Origin of the sequence: Spiroplasma alleghenense (assembly GCF_003363775.1) — a bacterium.
GTDB classification, from domain to species: domain Bacteria; phylum Bacillota_I; class Bacilli_A; order Mycoplasmatales; family Mycoplasmataceae; genus Spiroplasma_B; species Spiroplasma_B alleghenense.
Genome location: NZ_CP031376.1, coordinates 515,155 through 537,165, shown reverse-complemented (window position 1 = coordinate 537,165; position 22,011 = coordinate 515,155). Strand labels below are relative to the sequence as shown.

Sequence of the window (22,011 nt, the reverse complement as noted above, 5' to 3'; positions counted from 1 at the left end):
CTTTACCTCGAATATTCTATTTATTAATAATTCATTCATGATCTAAGTCATTTGTAAAGTTTCATTTTTTAATAGGTCCAGCCATTATATTCAAATAATAAGAATTATATCCGGGTGGAACAGAAACTGGATGGTAACCTTTTTTTACCAAAATTATGTCATTATTTTTGACAACAAAAGTTTTATCAATTTGGTTTTTATCATAGATTCTTTGTAGGACAAATCCTCTTTCAGAACTAATTTTATGAAAATAAATTTCTTCTAAAATATTTTCCTTGTTTTCAATAAATTCATCATGCTTATGGGGTGGATAGCTACTTCAATTGCCTTGATCTGTGAATACCTCAACAACTATTAAGCTACTGGCAATAGGATTACTATCATTGAGTATATTAAAAACGGTTCTTCTATTGCCGTGTCCGCCACGTTTTTCCACATTAATTTCATCGCCTTTAATAATTATTGTTGGCAAATTTTTTTGAGATTTGGCCATTGCAACAAGAAATTCACAATCACTTTTTGCATCAAAATTTATCTCATCTCACTCACCCACATATAAGCAATCACTTGGTTCTTTAATAAAAACTCCTTTAGTTCTTGAAATTGTAAAACTTTTTTCTGATTTAGAACTCTTAATTTTTATTATCCCATTTTGGGGCACAATACAAAGCTCGTACTCCTTGGCAAAGAAATTCAACTTCTCATTTTTTTTCATTTTTATTACTTTAAAACTGATGTATTTAAGATTTGAATTTCTCGAATTAACATCATGTAACTCATAAATTTTTTCTTGACTCAGGTTTGGGTTTCGATGAATTAATGATTTTTGCACTATTTTGTTTTCCCGATGTTTAACAAAGCCGTAACTACTTTTCTACGAGTATAAAAAGCCACGCCATCTTTACCGTTAGTGTGAGAAGTTCCATAGAAAGAATCTTTTCATCCTGAAAATGGAAAACTTGCAATTGGAGCGGGAACTCCTAAATTTATTCCTAGCATACCTGCATCAATATTTTCTCTAAAAGTTCTAATTGCTGAAGCGCTATCTGTAAAAAGACAAGCTCCGTTACCAAATTGTGATTCATTGGAAATTCTAATAGCGGCTTCTAAACTGGATACTCTCACAATTGATAATAGAGGACCAAAAATTTCGTCTTTTCAAATTTTCATTTCTGTTGTAACCTGATCAAAAATTGTTGGACCAATAAAGTAGCCAGAATCATCAATTACTTTACGACCATCTAATATTAATTTAGCTTTTTCTTTAATTCCAAAATCAATATAATTCAAAATGTTATTCAAACTTTCTTGACTAATTACCGGGCCTAGATTATTATTTTCATCTAATCCATTACCAATTTTTATTTCTAGTGCTGCGTTTTTTAATTTATCACAAAATTCATCAGCAATTTCCTTTTCAATAACAACTACCGAGCAAGCCATGCAACGTTCCCCAGCAGAACCAAAAGCTGATTTCAATATTTGATCAACTGCGTGATCAATGTTTGCATCCTTTAAAATTATCGCATGATTTTTTGCTCCAGTTAGAGATTGAACTCTTTTGAAATTTTTAGAACCTTCTTGATAAATATATTCCCCAACTTTTTTTGATCCAACAAAAGATATTCCTTGAATATCTGAATTTTGTAAAATTGCATTAACAGCATCTTTGCCACCATTTAAAATATTAAACACCCCATCTGGTAGACCAGCTTGATTAAAAATTTCTGCTAATCTTTTTGCTAGTTGCGGAGTTTTCTCAGATGGTTTTAAAATGAAACAGTTACCCAACGCAATTGCGAGAGGAAACATTCAACAAGGTACCATCATTGGAAAGTTAAAGGGACAAATACCTGCAACAATCCCAATTGGATAATTGTAACTAGTAGCCTCAACTCCTGTTGCAATATTTCCCAAAGAATCTCCCATAGAAAGAGTCATGACAGAAATGGCATGTTGAATACTCTCTACCCCTCTTTGAACTTCTCCGATTGACTCTGCAATGGGTTTGCCGTTTTCAATTGTTATAATTTCAGCTAACTGTTTTTTATTATCCTTAACTAATTGAAGAAAGTTTATTAGAATGTTAACACGTTTTGGAGTTGAAAATTTACTTCAAATTTTAAATGCACTTTTCGAAGATTCGACGACATGTTTCAAATCCTCATTATTTGATAAAGCGACTTTTCCAATTTTTTCTTTAGTTGCAGGGTTTATTAAATCTAAATAATTTTCTGATTTGTTCTTAACTCAATTACCATTTATATAATTATCCACTATGACATATTCTTTCATAGAAAACCTCGATTCAATTAATAAATTAATATTTACTAATATATCGCTTCTTCTATTTAAATTTTCTTGAAGAGCCTTTAAAAATAACAACATTACGGTTGATATTTATACCGGATTCAATCCTTACAAATAGAATAACATTTTAAATTACAATGTCAATTAAAATAAAAATTATTTCTAAACAATATTTTTTTGTTAGAAATTAATTACCTTAAAATTTGAAATTAAAAAAGCGTTTAAAAATAAACGCTTTTTTAATTTTTATATTTTATCACTCAAGGAAATTTATAAATATTTTATCAAAATCTCTTTCAAGATTAAATTGTCACTTACTTTTGAAATTTTTCGATCTAGAAATTTCAAGTAATTCATAATATTTTTCTCAAATTTCTGAATAAATTTTAATAATCTCCTCATTAAATTTTACTATTTCTTTTTTGTAATTAGCATCTTTTGATATTAAAAATATACCCTTCTTGCTTTGTAAAGATAATTCTTTAAAACTAATGAACTCAAAATTTTCAGCCACTTCATAATTTTTAAAAATGTTTTTAAAACTAATGAATTGTTGTTTTAATAAATTTGTGTAATTATTGACTACTGGTTTTTTAACCTCGGTAATTTTATTTAAAATTGCTGAAAATGATGGTATTAGCAAGATGCTTGCCATTGTTGAAATGCAAGCTGATATTATCGGCTGATTTTCAAACGCAGTATCAGATTGGTAATTTATAATTATTGTAGAAAAAATGTTTATGAAAATTAAAATTGTTAAAAACCAAAATGGAGTTGAGCAAATAATTTCCTTTTTTTCTATTTTAATTTTACTAATTTCAAACTCCTTATTATAAATATTTAATTTTATAAAATAAATATTATTATAGAAAAAATTAGTAATTGTAAATTTAATCAAAATATAAAAAGATAAAAACAAAACAAGATAAGCAATCATCTGATTAGAATCCTTTGATGAATTTGCCTGAATTATCTGAAAAATAAATCCCGATAAAACTAATGAGAAAATTATCAAATCACAAATGAATAAAATTAAATTAAAATAGTTTATTTTTTTGTATTGGTTTATAAATTTTTTATACTGTTGTAATTCTTTTTTCATTTTTCCCCTTTTATTTTGTAAAATATTTTTTAATATTTTTAAACTATTAAAATTATACACTTTTAAAAAAATATTTTGCATAAAAAAAATATTTTTTTTCAAAATTCAAAAATATCAATAATTTTATTAAAGAGTTAATTTATTGTTTTTAAAATTAAATTAATAAAAAAGATAAAATCAAATTTAAAAAATCGAGAAATTTAAAAAATATTTTCAAAAATTATCAAAATAATAAATATAGTTATTCCCTTTTGAAATAAACATGTTAATATATTTGAGTTGACAGAATTGTTAACCAGTAGCGACAAGATTACAGAAAGTTTTAATACTGTGTATTTTACAGAAGGAGGCTATTTTGAAAAAGCTATTAGCAATGTTTGCTGCTTTATCAATTACCGCAGCACCAGTACTAACTGTAACAGCTTGTAAAACAAGTGTTGAGAAACGAGCAAAAACCGATCTTAGCAAAGCAGTTCCAAATCTAGATTTGGGAGATATTGAGGTAAAATACAAAAATGCTCCCCCAGAAATGTATTCAATTTTTATTAAATTAAAACAGTTGAATCCGGACTTAGAACCCGAAAAAGAAGGTTATGTAAAAAGGTTCCTTTCAATGCAGGACTTACAATTCAAACCCAATGTTGATAGCACAACAACCAAGGCTACTATCAGGGCTGTTCCCACAGCACATTCATTTACAGGAGAAATTACTGTAACCTATAATTTAGTAGATTATAAATCAGAAAAACTCGACCTAAATACTTTAATCGTTAATAAAGAGTTAGGAAGATTTGGGGCAGGTTTTGATAAGGCTCCTAGAATTCATGAACTATGAGAAAAAATTCGCGAGAAAAATCCTAATACTATTGGTAGTCTGGGATTTGAAAAATTTTTTGTTGATACTCGTGAAGGAGTGATTAATAATCAATTTCAATCTACAATTATAGCTTTAGATGCTAATTTAGCAGTCGGGCAAGTTACTGTAACTTATGAAACATATCACACTCACAATAGTCACGGGGATTATGCCCATCACTAGATGATAATTAACAAGAAATATAAATAACCTTTCAAAATAAAAAAAGTGGATTATAAATCCACTTTTTGATTATTTACCTAATAATTCTTTCATTTTAGATGAAACTTGTTGAACATCGGGTCCTAAAACAATTTGCATTGATTTATCCCCAAGTCTTTTGATACCAAATGCTCCAGCAGCTTTGATTGCTGCATCATTGATATTTGGATCGTTGACATCTTTTAAAGTTAAACGTAAACGAGTTGTACAGTTATCAACAATTTCGATGTTGTCTTTTCCAAGTGCATCGATAATTGCGGTTGCTTTAGCTGTAAAGTCTTTTTTACCTTTAGTTTTTTCAGCTTTTACATAGGCTACTGGTGCGGCTCCATCAACTTCAATTTCACGTCCAGGTGTTTGAATGTTCATTTTAACAATCACTGTGTAGAAAATAAAGTAGTAGGCAGCTCCTGCTCCTGCTGTCAATACTAGAGTCATTAATGGGTTTGCAAGCACTTTAAAGGCTCCTGTATTGTGTTGTGAGAATCCTCACGATTGTGCAAATGAAACGATGTAATCGATCATACCAGCACTAAATCCAAATCCGATTTGTATTCGCATTGAAGTTGAAATTGCAAAGAATATTGCACTTAAACCAACGTGAATTCCAAATAGAACTGGGGCGATAAATACAAATGAGAACTCGATTGGTTCAGTAATTCCACTAACAAATGAAACCGCAGCAACCCCACCTAAGAATCCAGCCACTTGTTGGCGTTTTTCTTTTGGTGCTGCCATAATCATAGCAACGGCTGCCATTGGCATTCCACCCATCATTATTGGGAATCATCCCCCTTGGAATAATCCCGAACCTTCAATTCCTTTAGCAAAGGCATTGATATCCCCACTTACTCAAACTTCAGTGTTACCTGCATTACCAGTTAAAGGATCAATTACAACCCCTTGAATTGGTAATTGGAATCAGAAGAATGTGTTTAAAATTTGGTGTAGTCCAAACGGTAATAAGAAACGGTTTAGGGCTGCAAACATCGCAGTTCCAGGAACCGCCACTTCAGGTTTAGTTGGGTCAGCAATTAAACCTCCAAATTTCATTAGAACAAATTGGATTCATGGTCAAACGATTGCGAATGCAAGAGCTACTAACATAGCCACTAACATAGCTACCATTGGCACAAAACGACGTCCTGAGAAGAATGATAACGCTTGAGGTAGTTCGATTTCTTTTAGACGGTTGTATAGGTATGCTGAGAAACATCCCGCAACAATCCCTCCAAGAACTCCAACACTTAAAACATAAGCTCCCCCAGTAATTACTCCTTCTTCGTAAACTGGTACGTAGAATAAACTAGAGAATTGTTCACCTTTAACGTTTTCAAATGGTAACAATGTTTTATAAATTGCTTCTGGAAGAGTTCCTGAGTGACCTGTCATAGCAACAATTATCAGATAGAAAACTGTACTAATTAAAGCAACTTCACCACGATGATCTTTAGCTAAACCAAAGGCCACCCCGATAGCAAATAATAACGCCAAGTTATCAAAGACCACTCCCCCTGGAGCTTGGAAAAAGAACGAAATTCAGTATCCTGCTTGATTGGTTATTTCACCAGCAGCATCAGTTGTAAATTGAATTCCTAGGGCTCCAAAACGATTTAAAATCGCTGCAAATGGTAAAACCGCAATTGGAAATTGCAAAGCTTTACCTAGCTCTTGAAGCATGCTTAGGAATTTATTTCAACCAGATTGGCCCGAATTTGCTTTTGCCAATTTTGAAGACAATTTCTTTTCAGTAACTTTTTTGTCACCTACTAAGGCTTTGTCATCAGTTAAAATTTCTGTTTTTGACATAAATTATATTTCCTTTCCTTTTAAATATAACACATAAGATAATTTTATCAACATATTTTTCATAATTAGAAAAAATTATTGACTATTTTTTATATTATATATAATTTGTTCTTACAAATAAAAAACCACCCTGAGGTGGTTTTGATTATTAAACTGTAAAAGTAATTGGTAGTTGGATATCTTTAGAGTCAATTTCTGCTAAAAATGCCGCCATATCATCGTGACCCTTGAAAATACTTGTTCCTGCAACAAATTGAATGAAATATTCACCATCATCGTCTTGATCAACAATTGTATTTTTAATAAAAACTTCTTCACTAATATCTTTCATATTTGATTTATTTAATTCATATAATCTTTTTAGAATGGTTTTAGTTTGATTATCTGCTATTTTACCTAAATCTGTATTTGTAACCGCTTGTTTAATAGTTAGTCTTGTATCATCTTTTTGATTAAAGCTTATAGTTATTTTTCCCTTAATAAAACACTTAGGGTCATCTAGTAGGTTGAAATTTAAAGTTATTAATTCTTCTTCAACGATCATTGATTCTGGCACTAACATTGAATTTGTTGAAAATTTAAGTATTTGATCTGCTATAATTTCTAGAATTGGATTTTTATCTCCAATAAACTCCATTAATAAAGTTGCTAAAACTATTGGCGAACTTTTGTCTGCTCATACATCATTTGAGATGTATACATCTCCAATTTTGGTATTTAGAATGATGTTTTCTATATTTACATCAAAGTTAATATAAATGTTAACTGTTCCAGTAAATTTTGAACCTTCTGTTGCAGTAATTGTTGCCATTGTTTTTTCGGTATTTTGAAATTCAATTTCAACATCTGTTTCTTCTAAAGAAGTATTGTTGGCATAATTTAAGCCTTCGACAATCCCAGCATTGGTGATTTTTGAATTATCAGCGCCTTCTCCCAATAAGTCTTTTCTACTAACATTTCGGTTAACAACAACATTTTTAACGCTGATAACTTTTTCATCACCAAGATCTCCTGAATCGATTTTATTGTCTTCTTCATCTTTTGTTTGACCACAAGCAACTACAGCACTTGCTGTTGAAACAGTTAAACCAACTGCTCCTAATAATCCTAATAATTTTTTCATATTTTCTAATCTCCTCTTAACATATAAGTTTATTAACTTATATGTGTTCTCGTCTTTTTAAAAAAAACTATAAATTTACTTTACCTAAGTAAATTTGATAGATCTTTTTTATTTAATTTTAATATTTTTTATGAATATTTAATATCAAGTTGGTAATCTTCTTCTTTAAATTTTTCACCAGATTCTAATGACCCATTAATTACTGAAAAAGACGCAGTATCATGACCTAAGAAATTATTGTTTCCAGCTTTGAATTGAATGAAATTTCTCTCATTACCATTTTTATCTTTTTCATGGAAAACTTCAAGAGCATCAAGCATTTCTTCTTCACCATATTTTTTAAGGTTTTTTATATTTGCTTTATAAACCGCTTTAATGATTTCTTCATCACTTGTTCCTGAGATTTTTCCCAAATCTGTATTAGTAATTAAATCTGCAATTTTAGGACGAACTTCATCGTGTTTTTTATATGTGAAGTTAACTTCACCAGTCATTATTTTATTATCTGGCAATTTTACTCAAGCTGTATCAATTTCTATCTTAACAAACTTGTTTGGTGCAAGCGCTGATCTTTGACTCAATAATGCAATTACATCAACTACCAACTCCAAGGGGCGATTTCTATCTCCAACAAATTCCATTAGTAAAGTTAATTGAGGTAATACATTTAATCTTAAACCCTCTTTCACTGGTGGAAAAGGAAGTGATGCAGGCATGTAAATATCTCCTAAATTAGATGCCTGTATTAAATCTTCAAATTTAACACCTTTATTAAAGTAAAATTCATTTTGCCCATAGAACTTCGAACCCTCTTTTGCTTTTACTACAGCCATGTTATTTTCGTTATCTCTTTCAACTTCAACGTCATTAATAGTTAATGCGGTATTATTCATATAATTAATACCATCAATCACATCTTGGTCTGTAACTTTTTCACTGTTTTTAGTCAATCCCAAACTTCCAGAAGTTACCATTTCTGTTTTGGATCAATGTCTGTCAGCTAAAACATTTCGGACTTTTATTACTGATTCATCATCGCCATCAGTTTCTCCGATATTACCCTCTTTAATTCTATTATCTGTTTTTGTCTTTGGTGTAGACTCACATGCCACCACATTTATAGCCGCAGTTGACATAATAGACGCACTCGCTAAAATACTTAATAATTTTTTCATTTTTGTTTCTTCTTTCTTTTAATATTTGTTTCGTTTAATATTTTCTAATCTGGTTTTCTGATTTCAAAAGTGATATCAACACTTCCGATAAAGTATTGCGATCCAGAGATAGCCCTAATTGTTGCCGAGGTATCAGTAATATTTACTATATCCAAATCATTTACCAACTCACTTAATTTTCCCAATTTAGCATTAAAGTTAGAAATGATATAAGACATTAGAATCGAATATTTTCTTGTATCTTGAACAACTCCAATATCTGGATAATTTGTTAAATCATCTATATCATCTGGTTTCTCTGGTGGATTTTTTGGAACAACCTTGAAAGAAATTTCAACCGAACCTTTGAATGTACCCTTATCAGAGGCATTCAAATCATCTGAGGAAATTTTAGCCCCAATTGATTCTTGCGTATCTGGGTTTTTGATTAATTCAATACTTCCATTTCCACCCGGTTCAATATACTGATCTGAAATTTCATTAATATATGGTATTAAATTCATATTTTGAAAAATTAATGCCATTAAAATGGTTTTTTCACGATCATCATCAATTTCACCAATATTTGTTGTTCGAAGATTATCTGCAATGTGCATTGAATTTTCTACATCAAATGTATAAATCGCTAGACCAGGTTTATCTTTAATTGTTGACTTAACAATTACCTGATAAGTGGCATTTCTAGTTCAATCTAAAACTTCAACTTCTTCTTGTTTTAATTCAATGCCATTTTTGGTATAACTTCATTCAGTCGAATCCTCTTCTTCTCAAGCAGTCCCTTTTAAGGCCTCAAGAATTTCAGATTCTAAAACTTTATATTCCTGATTTTTGACAATTTTAACATTTTTTAATTCAGTTCCCTCAAAACCAGTTACAGCAACATCAAATAATGGTGGATCAACTTTTATGTCATCTCATTTATTCAAACTTCCACAAGCAACAACACTTGCTGTTGATGCTGATAACGTTGTAATTGAAGCTAATATTGCTAAGATTTTTTTCATTTCGATCCCCCTAATCTATTTGAATTGCATGCAATGGATTTACTCGGTTCATTGAGTATCAACTCATTAGATATGAAATTGTGTATAAAGCAAATACAATTGATACAACAAATAAAGGTCAATATCATTGCATCATTAATGGCACAATTGTTCCATTAACAGCTAATATACCAACCCCAATTTGAAGTATTCCAATTGAGGTAAAGAATCCTAAAATTGAGGTTACTATTACAATTGGAATATACATACTTAGAACCAAATTGGTGATGCTTCTATTTGAGTAACCCAATACTTTCATAGTTGCAATAATTCTCATATTTTCTGAAATAATAACGTTGCTTGTCAACATGATGATAATAAAACTTAGAATGATTGAAATAATGGCAATAAATATTAATACTGAATTTGCTAACCCTAAAATACTTTCCAAGGTTGCTACAACTTGTTCTTTTGGTAATAAGTTTGCAGCAGCCTCTCTACCAAAACTTGGATAGAAATCACTACCAAATGTACCTCCCTGCATTGCAGGGACAGAGTAATCACCAAATGTTTGAGTTTGAGTTAGACCGCTATCAATATCATCAATGTTTTTTGATGCTGATAACTTATAGTTGAAAAGCGGATACTCATTAGCGAACATTTTTAAAATTTCAGTTTTATATTTGTTATCTGAATTTTTAAACTCTTCAAATTTTATTTGAGCTGATTCACCTGATTTAGTTTCATATTTTCCTAAATTTTTTAATTCATCTAACAAGTCTGAATTTTTAACTATTACATCTTTTTTGACGTATGGATTTATTCACTCTTTAATAAACAGTTGGAAAAGTTGTGCTTCACTTTCATCATAACGACTAATTTGTTTAGCTTCTGACTCTTTAATTCAAGCTTTAGCGTCTCCGTATTGATTTGTAATTCCAGTTACAACAAAATCATCAAGATTTTGATATTCACTTTTTAGGGCGATATCTCCTTTGACAATTGCCTTATTCATCCCCGAGGGATTGATTGGTGCTGTTCCTGGTGAAGGAGCTAAATTTACTGTTGAGTTTAAAATATAATTATCACTAATTTCAGAATTTTTTCATTTAATTAAATTTTCTGAATCATTTCCTGAACCACTATACAAATATTTACTATTTGTATAATTTTCAGTTCCTGGAATTTTAGCGTCAATTGCACTAGAATCTCAAGTGTCGGTTTTTAATTTTTCTTCGCCTTTATATAGAGCACTTTCTAGTTGTCTAAGATTAATTTTTTGGCCTACTCTTATATTTAATTGCTTAGCCAAAGTAGCATTCAAAACTATTCCTTTTTCTGTTTTATAAAGTTCTGAAATTAAATTTTTATTAGATGAACGATCAATTAATTTTTGATTTTTTGAGTCCTCTTTAATTCCAAATACGTTAAAAGCAACATCACTACTCATGGCTTTGAAATAAGTTCCAATGTCATCTGTTTCAGGAGTGTATGGAACTACTCCAAAAAGAATATTGTAGTCTTTGTTAGAATTTTCAAAAGAAGCCTTGATATTTTTTCTAACCTCATATGGAGATTTTGAATAAATCCCTTGTATGAAAGCTTGATTTATATTATCAATGAAATAAGATTTTGTTCAATTTCAAATTGAGTATGATAAGAATTGTACTCTTGACAATAATGCCGAGGTCTCTAATTGCTCTGAAAAAGGAATATCATAACCGTATTCATCACTTAATTGTCCCTTGCTGTTTAACTTAGGAGCAAATCTTCCAATTTCACCAAATTGTTCTTTTGAAATTAAATCATTATTTTCAAAATTAAATTGACCTTTTTCGTCAAAGAAATCTGGTCTTTTAACATCTAGACCTACTGTGTCACGATATTTTAAATAAAATTTTCTAAGTTTTTCTAATGATTCAACGTTTTCTTTAGCTGCTTGATAACTTTCAGTCATTTTTAAAATTGTATTTTTATCTTTAATTTCTGATAAACTGTACTTGCTATAATCAGATCAAGTACTATCAATAATTATTTTTGCCAAAACATTATCCCCAGCTGCTAAACTAATTTTGTTACTTTTTAAAAACTCTTTACTTGTGTTTTTATACAATAAATTAGTTAAGTCACGCGGGTTAAATGTTGGTGAATAAGTTTCTGGATTGATTTTTCCAGTTAGGTATTGGTTAATTAATACATCAATATCATCAGTCATATTAGTACCACCTTCTTTAAGGTTAGTAAAATAATTTGACTCACTTGTTGCATCTCAAGCTTTAACGGTTGGATCATAAGTCTTATAAAAGCTTGTCGGAATGTTATACACTGGTTGATAGTATTCAACCTCGGTATTGTAAGATGTGTTATAGTATGTGTATTTGATGTTATCTTTTAGTATCAATGGAGTAATGGTGGCAATTCCGATTACCGCTGTACTCACAAACATAGTTGCAGCTACTCCTACCATTTTATCTATTGAATTAGAAAGCAACGCCCCTCTAAAACGACTGTTGAAATTTTTACGGAATGTAAAAGTTTTCTTCATTGCGAGTTTAAATTTATTTGTACTTGATTTCCCATCACTATAAATCATTTCTAGTGGCGTTCTATTCATCATGATTGTACAAGTAATTAAAGTTACAAGTGTAAGTAGGATGAAAATTAAAAAGACGCAAGTAAATAATGATGTTAAAGTGATAATAAAATTTTGATAAGGAATATTAAAGTAAACCCTAAACAAGCTAACTGTAATCTCTTGAAAACTCATACCGATAATGAAACCAAGGATTCCTCCTGCTAACGCAATCATTAATGGATATGCTAAATAACTTGTTACAATAGAATGTCGTCGACAACCTAGAGCTCGTAATATTCCATTTTGACGTGTTGTATTTTCAATTTGCTTTTTAATAATTGTTATTAATACAAAAAATGATATTAATAAAATTACAATCATTAAAATTAACGAAACTAAATTAAACGCTTCTAGTGTTGTATCTAAAAAAGTTGTTCGCATTGAATATTTGTAATCAGCATCAAATTTATATGTTAATAATTTACTAGATGTATTACCCGTTCTCTCATTAAAACCGTATAAACCAATTTCTTTAGCTCCAGCTTCGGTATTAATGAAACTATTTAAAATTGCCGATTTTTTATCAGCTTCAGAACTATTTTTAAATTTACCAACATAGTAAGTCTCAATATCGCGACTACTTTTTGGTTGCAAAGGTTGTTCTTGATTTTGGTGGTTAATAAAATAAGTCTTTTCTAACTCATCACTAATTTTAACAGTTACTTCTTCTTGGTGATTTCCAAATAGTTCTGGATTAACATATACCAAGCCTTCATCATTAGAATTCGGAATCGGCTTAGTCTGATCTATTATTGGAGTAACAAAATCAGCTGAAGAACCCATCCCGACAACTCGGAATCAATTTTCGTTTGCGTATTTAGAATTTTCTATTCAATCGTTTATATCTTTATTTTCATAAATTGATAAGTCAATGTCATTACCAACTTTGATTGAATTTCCAAAAGAATCAGATTCAAGTCTAATAATATCGTTTACAGCAATATTATTTGCTTTAGCAAAACCTGGACTAACATAAACTCAACGTTTTGAGTAATCATTTAAAGCTCCATGATAGCTACTTCAAAATTCCAAGGGCATTCCTGATTGAACAATAAATTTATCAATAGTTTGTTTCTGATTTAAAGAGACCGCTTTTAAAGTCTTCTTATTATTTAAAGCAAAAGTTCTTGTTTCGACCCTGTTGAAATCAAAATCTAAGTTTTTATCGTGAGCTTTCACTAAATCTTTTAAGTAATTTAGCATGAATTCTTGTCTTTGCTCAAGGTTGCTTAATTTTTTAAAAAACGGATCTTCCTCCATGTCTTTAAACTTTCTTGAATTATAAGTTGTTTCTTCATAATCTATAATAAAGTCGTGCTGATTACTCATTTTTTCTGAAATGAAGTCATCATAAACACTTTGAATTCTTGTTTTGGTAATATCAGTAATTGTAAAAATAAGAGATGTTAGGAAAACTAAAAATACTAGACCAATAAACTGAATTTTATTTTTCAAAATATTTTTTAAATTGTTTTTGAAAAGCAGTTTATTATTAGACATTGTTACTACCCTCTTTCTTTTATTTAGTTATAACAATTTCATCTGGGGGAGTTGTGCTCTTTTTGCGCTCAACCAATAATAAATATTTTCTAATTTTTGTATTAATTTCTAATTTCTCAACTAGATTTTTATTCACATTATTTTTTAAATTAAAAGAAATTTTAAATAATTTTAAGTTCAGTAATTGAGAATTAAAAATTATTATTTCATATAAAAAGAAGTTAAACGAGTCTAAATCTGTCTCTTCAAAAACAGTTTTACCCATTTTGAAGCGATAAGCAATCGCTAAACCAATTATCGCACAATATAGCATTAATGAAATAGTAAAAGTTGCTATGTAAAAGTTTTTCATAGTCAAACTAACGTTTTCAGCAATTACCGCAATTTCGGTATTACTATAAGGAATGATATTTTTTGTGAAAAAGTAAATTTGAATAAAAATACTGAAAATTCAAAAAGATGTTGAAATAAAGACAACACGATCCACTGAGTTAAATGATATTTTGAATTTTTTAAAATTTTGAAAGTTTTTGATGATTTTTGATAAATGGACAATTAAATAGACTCCGATTATCATTGTTAAAATAGCATAAACTATTCTAATTGCGGTTGTTAAATTTTCACCAAAATCAAAAAATGGCGCAAATTTAAACATTTCAATACTATTAATAAAAACGTAAAAAAGTCCTACCGAAACGTAAAATGTTGTTAATCTTTGCGAAAATAAACTCTTATTTTTTTTCATACGGACTCCTTATTATTAATAATAATGATATCATTAATTATTAAAAAAACAAAACTTTTGAAAATTTATTCAAAAGCAATAGTTATTATATATTTATTTTTTAAATCTTTGGCTTCTAATATTATCTAGATCACTAACTAATTCTGTAATATCATTTACAACCTTTATCTTACCATCGTCGCTTTTTTCCTCTGTTTCTGCTTGATATTCAGGCATTTCTTCTAATTGCACTTCAAGTTTTGAATCATCTGCAAAAATAAGTTTCTCTTTAAAATCTGGATTTGGTTCTAAAGTTAACTCGTCTAGAACTTCATCATCAAAATTCCCCTCATCTTCTTCATCCATTTCGAAGTTTTCACTTCAATAATTAAAGAAAGAAATCATAGCCTGAATTCTTATTAAAATATAGTAACTTGTTGTCTCAATATTTTGCATTTCCCTAGACGTTTTAAGTAGAAATGACAACGGGTGGGAAATTTCATATAACTCAATAAATATAGTTATCCCTTCTTCAACATCAGTTCAAACATCATCTAAAGCGATTACATTAAATAATTTTTGCTCATCTTTACCTAATAATTGATATTCTGTTGCGATTTTTCCAAATTCATCTAAATCCTCTTGGCTATCTTTCGCGATTAATTCCTTAATTTCTTCAAAATCCAACGGTTCCTTATTTTCTAGACTTCTTTTAGCTGAAATTTCAAACCATTTATTAGCAATATTAATAACATTATCAATTGTGTATAAAAATGAATATATTTCATATAAATTCGTGTCTGCTTGTTCAATGAATAGCTTATTGATAATTGTGCTCATTACAGCCTTAAATTTATTAAACTTTTTGCAAAAATCTTCAAATTCATCTAAAAATTCAAGATTCTCAATCATTTTAATTAAATTCTTAACACTTTGATCTGTTATTTGCTTACTTTCAAAAGACTCCTGTAAATAGTCCAAGTTTACTGAGATTGTGCTTATAATTGGCTCAAATCACTTCAAAATAGCTTGAGCTTCTTTTTCTTTAAAATCGTGCATCTTTTTCCCTCTTCTTTTATTTTATTATTATCTCTTAAAAAATGATTTTTTCAAAATAATAGTTTAAAATTATTTAAATAAGGAGATTTAACAATGATTAATTTTGCAAAACCAGATAATTTAACAAAAAATGAAGCCGATAAATTAGTACATTTAATTCCTTACTGGGAAAAGGCGGGTATTTTAGTTAGTAAAAAGCTGAACAAATGATTAATCAAATTTGCTTCTGAAGGTAAGGGATATTTAAAAACAATTGATATTAACGGTGATGTTACTGAACAAATATTTTACAATGCTATTAATTTCGCTAATTTTTATAATATCAAAATAAACAAAATAAAAGCCAATCCTAAGATTTTAAAGAAATTTTCAAAAATGATTGTTCAAACCACAGAACTAATGGCCATTTGCCAGGCAATAAAAATTATTACAGAATTTTATTCAATTATAGAAAAAGAAACCGTTTCTGAAAAAAGGAACTTAGCCATCAGTCTCTTAAATGATAAAAACTTTAAAATTTTTGAGCAAAGCAAATCAGAAATAATGTCCCAAATTGGCGATGATGAATATTTAGATATTACTTTTAAAGAAGCCGCAATGTTTGATGGAAGAATATTTGAATCAAAAAATATTACTTTTAAAGTTCTTAGTTACCTAAGATTGTTATCTAAAAAGAAAAAAATAAGCGAAAGCGTTCTGATGAACTGCAATTACTCATTATTTTTTAGTGAAAACTTTTCATGATATCTTAAAAAATATCTAAACAATTTTATTATTAATATCTATTAATTTATTAGACATTTTTCTAATTCAAGAATCAATTCGTTTAAGTATTTAATTAAAGGTTCATAACTTCTTGGATTACAAATATCAACGCCATATTTTTGAAATAAATCCTGAGGCTCCAAACTTCCCCCATCCTTCAAAAATGAAACTACCTTTTCTGAATCTCCATTTTTAAAGTCTTGAAATAATTGAAAACTCATAACTAAACTAAGCGCATATTTATATAGGTAAAATGGTTGCTCAAAAATATGAGAACTAAGAGATCATGAGATGTTTTTTAAATTGTCATCATATTTGTCAAAAGGACTTTTACCAAATATTTCTGTATCAGTTTTTTTGTTTAATGAAACAATTTTTTCTAATGTGAGATTTTCATCTTTATCAATTACTTTAAAACATTCAAATTCAAAATATGATTCTTGAATACCATGATAAAAATTATTTATGATAAATTCAATTCTTTCTTTCAAAATATTTGCTTTCATTTCTTTTGAAATATTATTGATCAATAAATAGTCTATAACAATTTGTTCGTTTAAAGTACTTGAAACTTCTGCAATAATATTATTAAAATAATTTAATGGTTTTTGTTGTTGGTCTTTTGAGAATTTATTATGAACCGAATGACCCAATTCGTGTGATAAAGTTAGCATGCTTGAAAAATTGTCATTTCAATTCATTGAAATTAGTGATCCAAATTCATAAGAAAATGTTGTAAAAGCTCCTGATGATTTATAAGGACTTTCAAAATAATCTATTTTATTTTCCAATAAAGCATCTTTTAGATTTTCAACATATTCCTCACCAAGGGGTTGTAATGCTTTTTTTATGTGCTCAACACCTTGTTTTAGGCTTATTTTTTGAAAAGCATCTGGATAAAAAATTAAACTAGCGTCACTACTAAAATATTTTTCTTTAAATCCTCAGTAATTTTTAACTAAAGTAAAATATTTATGATAAAGACTACTGTTTTCTGAAGCAAATTTAACTAAGGCTTTAAAAGACTCAACAGAAATATTCTCTTCACCGAAAAAATTTTCCTGAAAATCTTTCATTCCAATTAATTTTAGAGTTTCAGTTTCCTCTTTAATAATTGATTCATAAATTTTGGCAAATCCATATTTGTTCTCAAAATCTTTTTGGTGATATTTTCTAACAGCTAAAGCACGCAGCTCTTGATCTAAAAACGGATCACTTTTTTCCAAAATATCAACGTATTTACTTTGAGTCAACTTATATTCTTTATTTTTATAGTTTAATATTGGGGTTTCATTATCTTTATTTTTTAATGAATCATACATTTCATAAATTAATCCGCTACTCTTGCTAACTTTATCCAAAAGAACTCGGTCTTTTTCGGGTAGTAAATATTTTAAATTTTTAAAGAATTTTTTATAAGTTCTACGATATGGTTTTCAAGATTCCTTAGTTTCTAACCACTCATAAATTTGTTTTTCCCCGATTCCCTTAATTTCATCTTCAATTCAAGAAAATTGACCATCAAATTTTTCCATTTCTTTATCATAAATTGCTTGAAAATCTAACGCAATTTTATGATGAGGTTCAACATCTAGAATTTTAAAAAATTGTTCAATGCGGCTACTGATAACATTTCCTTGTTCAGATAATTCATCAAAATCACAAAAATCTTGATAGTTTTTCAAACTACCCTTAAAAAGAGTTTGTGCTCGCATATTGATTGATAATAATTCTAAATCTTCAAGAAATTCTCTTTTAGTTTTGTATAGTTTATCAACATTTCATTTATACTTATTTTTTGCTTTTTCTCTATTCATTTTCTTACTTACTTAACTTTAGTTTTAATTCATCTAATTGATTTGGACTAACAACGTCTGGGGCATTGGTCATTGGATCAATTCCGTTTGAATTTTTAGGAAAGGCAATTACATCTCTGATAGAGTTTGTTTGAGCTAAAATCATTAATATTCTATCAATTCCTAAAGCACATCCAGAATGGTAAGGCGCACCAAATTTATAGGCATTAATAAATCACCCAAAGTTTTTTTCAACAGATTCAGGAGTCATTTCAACTGCTTTAAACATTCTCTTTTGAATTTCTTCGTTGGTAATTCTTTGACTACCTCCACCAATTTCAAAACCATTCATTACAATATCATAAGCAGCAGCTAAGGCTTCTTTTTTATTTACATCAAAATCAGAAATTGACTCTTCTTTTGGTTGAGTGAATGGATGGTGTGCAGCAACAAAGCGATTTTCCTCTTCAGAAAATTCGAATAGCGGAAAGTCGATAACTCATAATAGGTTAATTTCGTTTTTATCAAATAATTCATAAATTTTAGCAACATGATTACGAATCGCACCAAGTGCTTGACTCACCAAGTTGTATTCCCCTTTTGCAATTAGTAAAGTACAATCGCTTTTTATTTTAAATATTTCTATTAAATTTTTCTTCTCATTATCACTTAAATTTTTAGCCAAACTGCCACTTCACTCCCCATTATTAAATTTTAAAAAAGGCAAGTTAGGTAGTTTATTTTGATTAGCTGTTTCAGATAAATATTCCATTTCCTTTTTCCCAATTAAATGGTCAACCTTAATTCCACGGACTGAATCAGAATTTATATTTTGAAATAAATTAATTTCTGTTTTTGAAAAAATATTATTACAATCGTGAATTTGCAAGTCAAAACGCAAATCTGGCTTATCAATTCCGTATTTAGAAATTGCCTCAGCGTAAGTTATTCTAGGCAATGGGGTTTTTAATTTAATCTTTTTAGTTTCTCAAATAATTTTTGTTAATAGCCCTTCAATATTATTTTGAATATCTTCAGGGGTAGCAAAACTCATTTCCATATCCAACTGTGTGAATTCTGGTTGTCGATCAATTCTTAAATCTTCGTCACGGAAACACTTGGCAATTTGAAAGTAACGGTCAAATCCAGCAATCATAAGAAGTTGCTTGTATAGCTGTGGAGATTGTGGTAAAGCATAAAACTTATGATGATTTGTACGACTTGGAACTAAAAAGTCCCTCGCTCCTTCTGGAGTTGATTTACCAAAAATTGGAGTTTCAACCTCAATGAAATCATTTTCACAATAATAATCACGAATTATCTTGTTAACTTTGCTACGCAAAATGAAATTTTTTTGAAGTTCTTCTCTTCTCAAATCTAAATATCTAAATGTCATTTTAGTGTCTTCATTTGATTCTAAATTATCTTTAATTTCAAAAGGAGTTAATTCTGCTGAATTTATTATTTCAATTTTGCTTACCTTAACTTCAATTTCACCAGTAAACATTTCAGGATTACTATTTTTTCTTTGAATAACTTCACCAGAAACTTCGATTACAAACTCAGGTTTTAGTAATGAAAGATTTAATAAATTCGCGTCTTCAATAATTAATTGAGTAACTCCATAACGATCTCTTAAATCAATAAAATTAAGACCTCCGAGTTTTCTGGTTTTTTTAACTCAACCTTGTAAAATAACTTTTTGTCCAAGATTTTTTTTGGTCAATTCTCCACAATTGTGCGTTCTTTTCATTTTATAATTCCTCAATTAAAAAGTTTAATATTTTTTCAAATTTAACCTTTTCTTCTTTCATGGTAGTTTGGTTTTTAATTATTACATAATTTTCTTTTAATTCTTTATCTCCAATTAAAAGAATATTTTTACTTTTAAGCGACTCTGCTTTTTTGAAATTAGACTTCAAGCTTCTATTTACAAAACTAGTATCCGATTTTAAACCAGCTTTTCTTAACATAAATAGTAATGAACTTGTGAATAATTCAGCTTGTTTTGATAATGGTATACAGTAAACATCTAGCTCAGTTGGCTGAGAAATACTAATTTCAGCATTTTCTAGAGCTATCAATATTCTTTCGATTCCTAAGGCAAATCCGGCTCCCGAAATTTGTGGACCTCCTAGCTCTTCAACTAAATTATCATAACGTCCACCAGCTAATAATGTAGATTGCGATCCTTGACGTTCATCATTTGATACAATTTCAAAAACAATGCCAGTATAATAGTCCAATCCTCGTACTAATTTAGCATCAATTTCTAAGCTAAAATCCATTCGCTTTAGAATACTTAAATACTCCTTAAAGTATTGATCATCTTCAGGGCTTAAAAAATCGCTCATTGAAGGAATATTATCAAATTTTTCTTGGTCTACTTTACAATCTAAAACTCTAAGAGTATTTTTTTCAATTCGATTCAAACAATCCTCGCAAAGCTTCATTTTAGCCAGACTATCTTTTAGAACTTTGATATATTTTGATTTGTTTTCCCCTGAGATTAAATAATTTATTTTCACACTAAAATCTTGCAAACCGATATTGCTTAAAATTTCTATTCCTGAAGTAATTAATTCCGCATCTAATGATGGTGATTTACCTCCAAAAATTTCAACTCCAAATTGGGTGAATTGACGTTGTCTTCCCGCTTGGGGTCTTTCATAACGAAACATTGGACCAAAGTAAAATTGCTTCAGTGGTAGATTTTCTTCTAAATATAGTTTATTTTCTATTACACTTCGAACAACTCCGGCTGTATTTTCAGGTCTTAAAGCTAAACTACGATTTTTACGATCCTGGAACACAAACATTTCTTTGTTGACAATATCACTACTTTCCCCCGCTGAACGCGAAAATAAATCATAACTTTCAAAAATAGGAGTTCTGACTTCATTGATATTATACAATTCCATTACATTTCTTATTATCATTTCCAAAGCAAAAAAATCTTGCGCTTTTTTACCGAAAATATCTTCTGTTCCACGTGGTTTTTTAAGCATTCTACACCTCTACTCTAATTAATATAACAAATAAATTTATCAATTCAAAATTTTAATAAAAAAAACAAGTATTAAACCTGCTTTTTTAACGTTTTTTCTTATCACTGACTCCGCGAATCATTTTCATTGCAGCATTCATGTCGCGATATTTTTGTTCTTGGGCAATCCCTTCTTCTCAAATGGGATTAATTGTTTCTTGATCCTTAGCCGATTCTTTAACAGATTTTAAAATAGTATCAGGATTTACACCTTGTTCAATTTTTAATGCCTGTTCAATTGTTAAGAACGGATCGAAAGGACGTTGATGCTTTTCAGTTAAACTTGAAATTTGCATACGAATTTGAGAACTTGAAGTTTTTCCATCCTTAAATTCAATTTGTCACTGAATTGGGAACATATTTTCAAAACGGTATGGTTCTTTTGTAATTAAATAAATTGTATTAGCAAGCCTTTCGAAACCAACCTCTCCTTTAAAAAAGTTGGTAGCCTCTGTTATCTTTTGTCCTTCATCATCAATTAAGTATTTAGAAATATGAACTTCATAGATTTTTTCCGCTCATTCTTCTTCAGGAATTAAGTAAAAATTAGTAAATAGTGTTGAGTTAAAAATATGTTTATCACCTTCAAAAATAGAAAAATTAAATCTATCAACAGAAGTGGTGTCAATTACGATTGAAAAATCCTTAGTATCAACAACCTTATTCACTCACTTCATCATTGATTGAATGTATTTAAGTACGAACTTTAATTTAATACTTGAAAAAATTAAAGTTTTTCATCTTGTAAAATTAAAATCATATTCTGAATCTTTTCGGTTTGATGCGATATTGGTATTCAAGTCAGCTTTTATGAAATCGTCAACTTTTAGATTAATCATTTCTTTTTTCATTTTATTTACCCCTAAAATCTTATATGATTATAACATATTTTAAGATTTATTCCAA

Annotated in this window: 16 protein-coding genes; 2 read left to right on the top strand and 14 right to left on the bottom strand. The window is 29.0% G+C overall.

The genetic code is table 4. The annotated features are described in order from the left end of the window. Positions 1–16 precede the first annotated feature (16 nt). The 3 genes from iolB to SALLE_RS02425 form a co-directional block, all read right to left on the bottom strand. The gene (gene iolB / locus SALLE_RS02435) at positions 17–832 is read right to left on the bottom strand and encodes a 5-deoxy-glucuronate isomerase (RefSeq protein WP_115558050.1); all 816 of its coding nucleotides are present in this window, start codon (positions 830–832) and stop codon (positions 17–19) included. Then, positions 832–2,295, bottom strand: a complete 1,464-nt coding sequence (locus SALLE_RS02430) for a CoA-acylating methylmalonate-semialdehyde dehydrogenase (RefSeq protein WP_115558049.1) — start codon at positions 2,293–2,295, stop codon at positions 832–834. The genes iolB and SALLE_RS02430 overlap by 1 nt, the downstream gene beginning before the upstream one ends. Positions 2,296–2,563: 268 nt before the next feature. Then, positions 2,564–3,412: a hypothetical protein gene (locus tag SALLE_RS02425; RefSeq protein ID WP_115558048.1), complete on the bottom strand. Its 849-nt coding sequence runs from the start codon at positions 3,410–3,412 to the stop codon at positions 2,564–2,566. 355 nt (positions 3,413–3,767) lie between these two features. Between SALLE_RS02425 and SALLE_RS02420 the strand changes: the two genes are divergently transcribed. Further along, positions 3,768–4,451, top strand: a complete 684-nt coding sequence (locus SALLE_RS02420; protein ID WP_115558047.1) for a hypothetical protein — start codon at positions 3,768–3,770, stop codon at positions 4,449–4,451. Between the two features lie 69 nt (positions 4,452–4,520). On the opposite strand, the gene SALLE_RS02415 is transcribed toward SALLE_RS02420, so the two are convergent. The 7 genes from SALLE_RS02415 to SALLE_RS02385 form a co-directional block, all read right to left on the bottom strand. Beyond that, a complete protein-coding gene (locus tag SALLE_RS02415) occupies positions 4,521–6,299 on the bottom strand; it encodes a PTS transporter subunit EIIC (protein WP_115558046.1) in 1,779 nt (592 codons plus the stop codon). Between the two features lie 148 nt (positions 6,300–6,447). Further along, entirely contained in the window at positions 6,448–7,422 is a 975-nt protein-coding gene (locus SALLE_RS02410; protein WP_115558045.1) for a lipoprotein, read from the bottom strand. 128 nt (positions 7,423–7,550) lie between these two features. Beyond that, on the bottom strand, positions 7,551–8,597 hold the full coding sequence (locus tag SALLE_RS02405; protein WP_115558044.1) for a lipoprotein: 1,047 nt from the start codon (positions 8,595–8,597) through the stop codon (positions 7,551–7,553). Positions 8,598–8,641: 44 nt separating this feature from the next. Then, positions 8,642–9,601: a hypothetical protein gene (locus SALLE_RS02400; protein ID WP_115558043.1), complete on the bottom strand. Its 960-nt coding sequence runs from the start codon at positions 9,599–9,601 to the stop codon at positions 8,642–8,644. A gap of 10 nt (positions 9,602–9,611) precedes the next feature. Further along, complete coding sequence (locus SALLE_RS02395; RefSeq protein WP_115558042.1) at positions 9,612–13,715, bottom strand: ABC transporter permease; 4,104 nt, start codon at positions 13,713–13,715, stop codon at positions 9,612–9,614. Between the two features lie 19 nt (positions 13,716–13,734). Next, the gene (locus SALLE_RS02390) at positions 13,735–14,460 is read right to left on the bottom strand and encodes a hypothetical protein (protein ID WP_115558041.1); all 726 of its coding nucleotides are present in this window, start codon (positions 14,458–14,460) and stop codon (positions 13,735–13,737) included. A gap of 93 nt (positions 14,461–14,553) precedes the next feature. Next, positions 14,554–15,498: a hypothetical protein gene (locus SALLE_RS02385; protein WP_115558040.1), complete on the bottom strand. Its 945-nt coding sequence runs from the start codon at positions 15,496–15,498 to the stop codon at positions 14,554–14,556. A gap of 93 nt (positions 15,499–15,591) precedes the next feature. Between SALLE_RS02385 and SALLE_RS02380 the strand changes: the two genes are divergently transcribed. Continuing rightward, positions 15,592–16,287: a hypothetical protein gene (locus tag SALLE_RS02380; protein ID WP_115558039.1), complete on the top strand. Its 696-nt coding sequence runs from the start codon at positions 15,592–15,594 to the stop codon at positions 16,285–16,287. Here SALLE_RS02380 and SALLE_RS02375 read toward each other — a convergent pair. From SALLE_RS02375 to SALLE_RS02360, 4 genes are all read right to left on the bottom strand, one after another. After that, positions 16,284–18,080: a M3 family metallopeptidase gene (locus SALLE_RS02375; RefSeq protein WP_115558038.1), complete on the bottom strand. Its 1,797-nt coding sequence runs from the start codon at positions 18,078–18,080 to the stop codon at positions 16,284–16,286. The two genes, SALLE_RS02380 and SALLE_RS02375, sit on opposite strands and share 4 nt — an antisense overlap. A gap of 4 nt (positions 18,081–18,084) precedes the next feature. Then, entirely contained in the window at positions 18,085–19,812 is a 1,728-nt protein-coding gene (gene aspS / locus SALLE_RS02370; protein WP_115558037.1) for an aspartate--tRNA ligase, read from the bottom strand. Position 19,813: 1 nt separating this feature from the next. After that, complete coding sequence (gene hisS, locus SALLE_RS02365) at positions 19,814–21,067, bottom strand: histidine--tRNA ligase (protein WP_115558036.1); 1,254 nt, start codon at positions 21,065–21,067, stop codon at positions 19,814–19,816. A gap of 85 nt (positions 21,068–21,152) precedes the next feature. After that, a complete protein-coding gene (locus SALLE_RS02360; protein ID WP_115558035.1) occupies positions 21,153–21,956 on the bottom strand; it encodes a hypothetical protein in 804 nt (267 codons plus the stop codon). Positions 21,957–22,011: the final 55 nt, after the last annotated feature.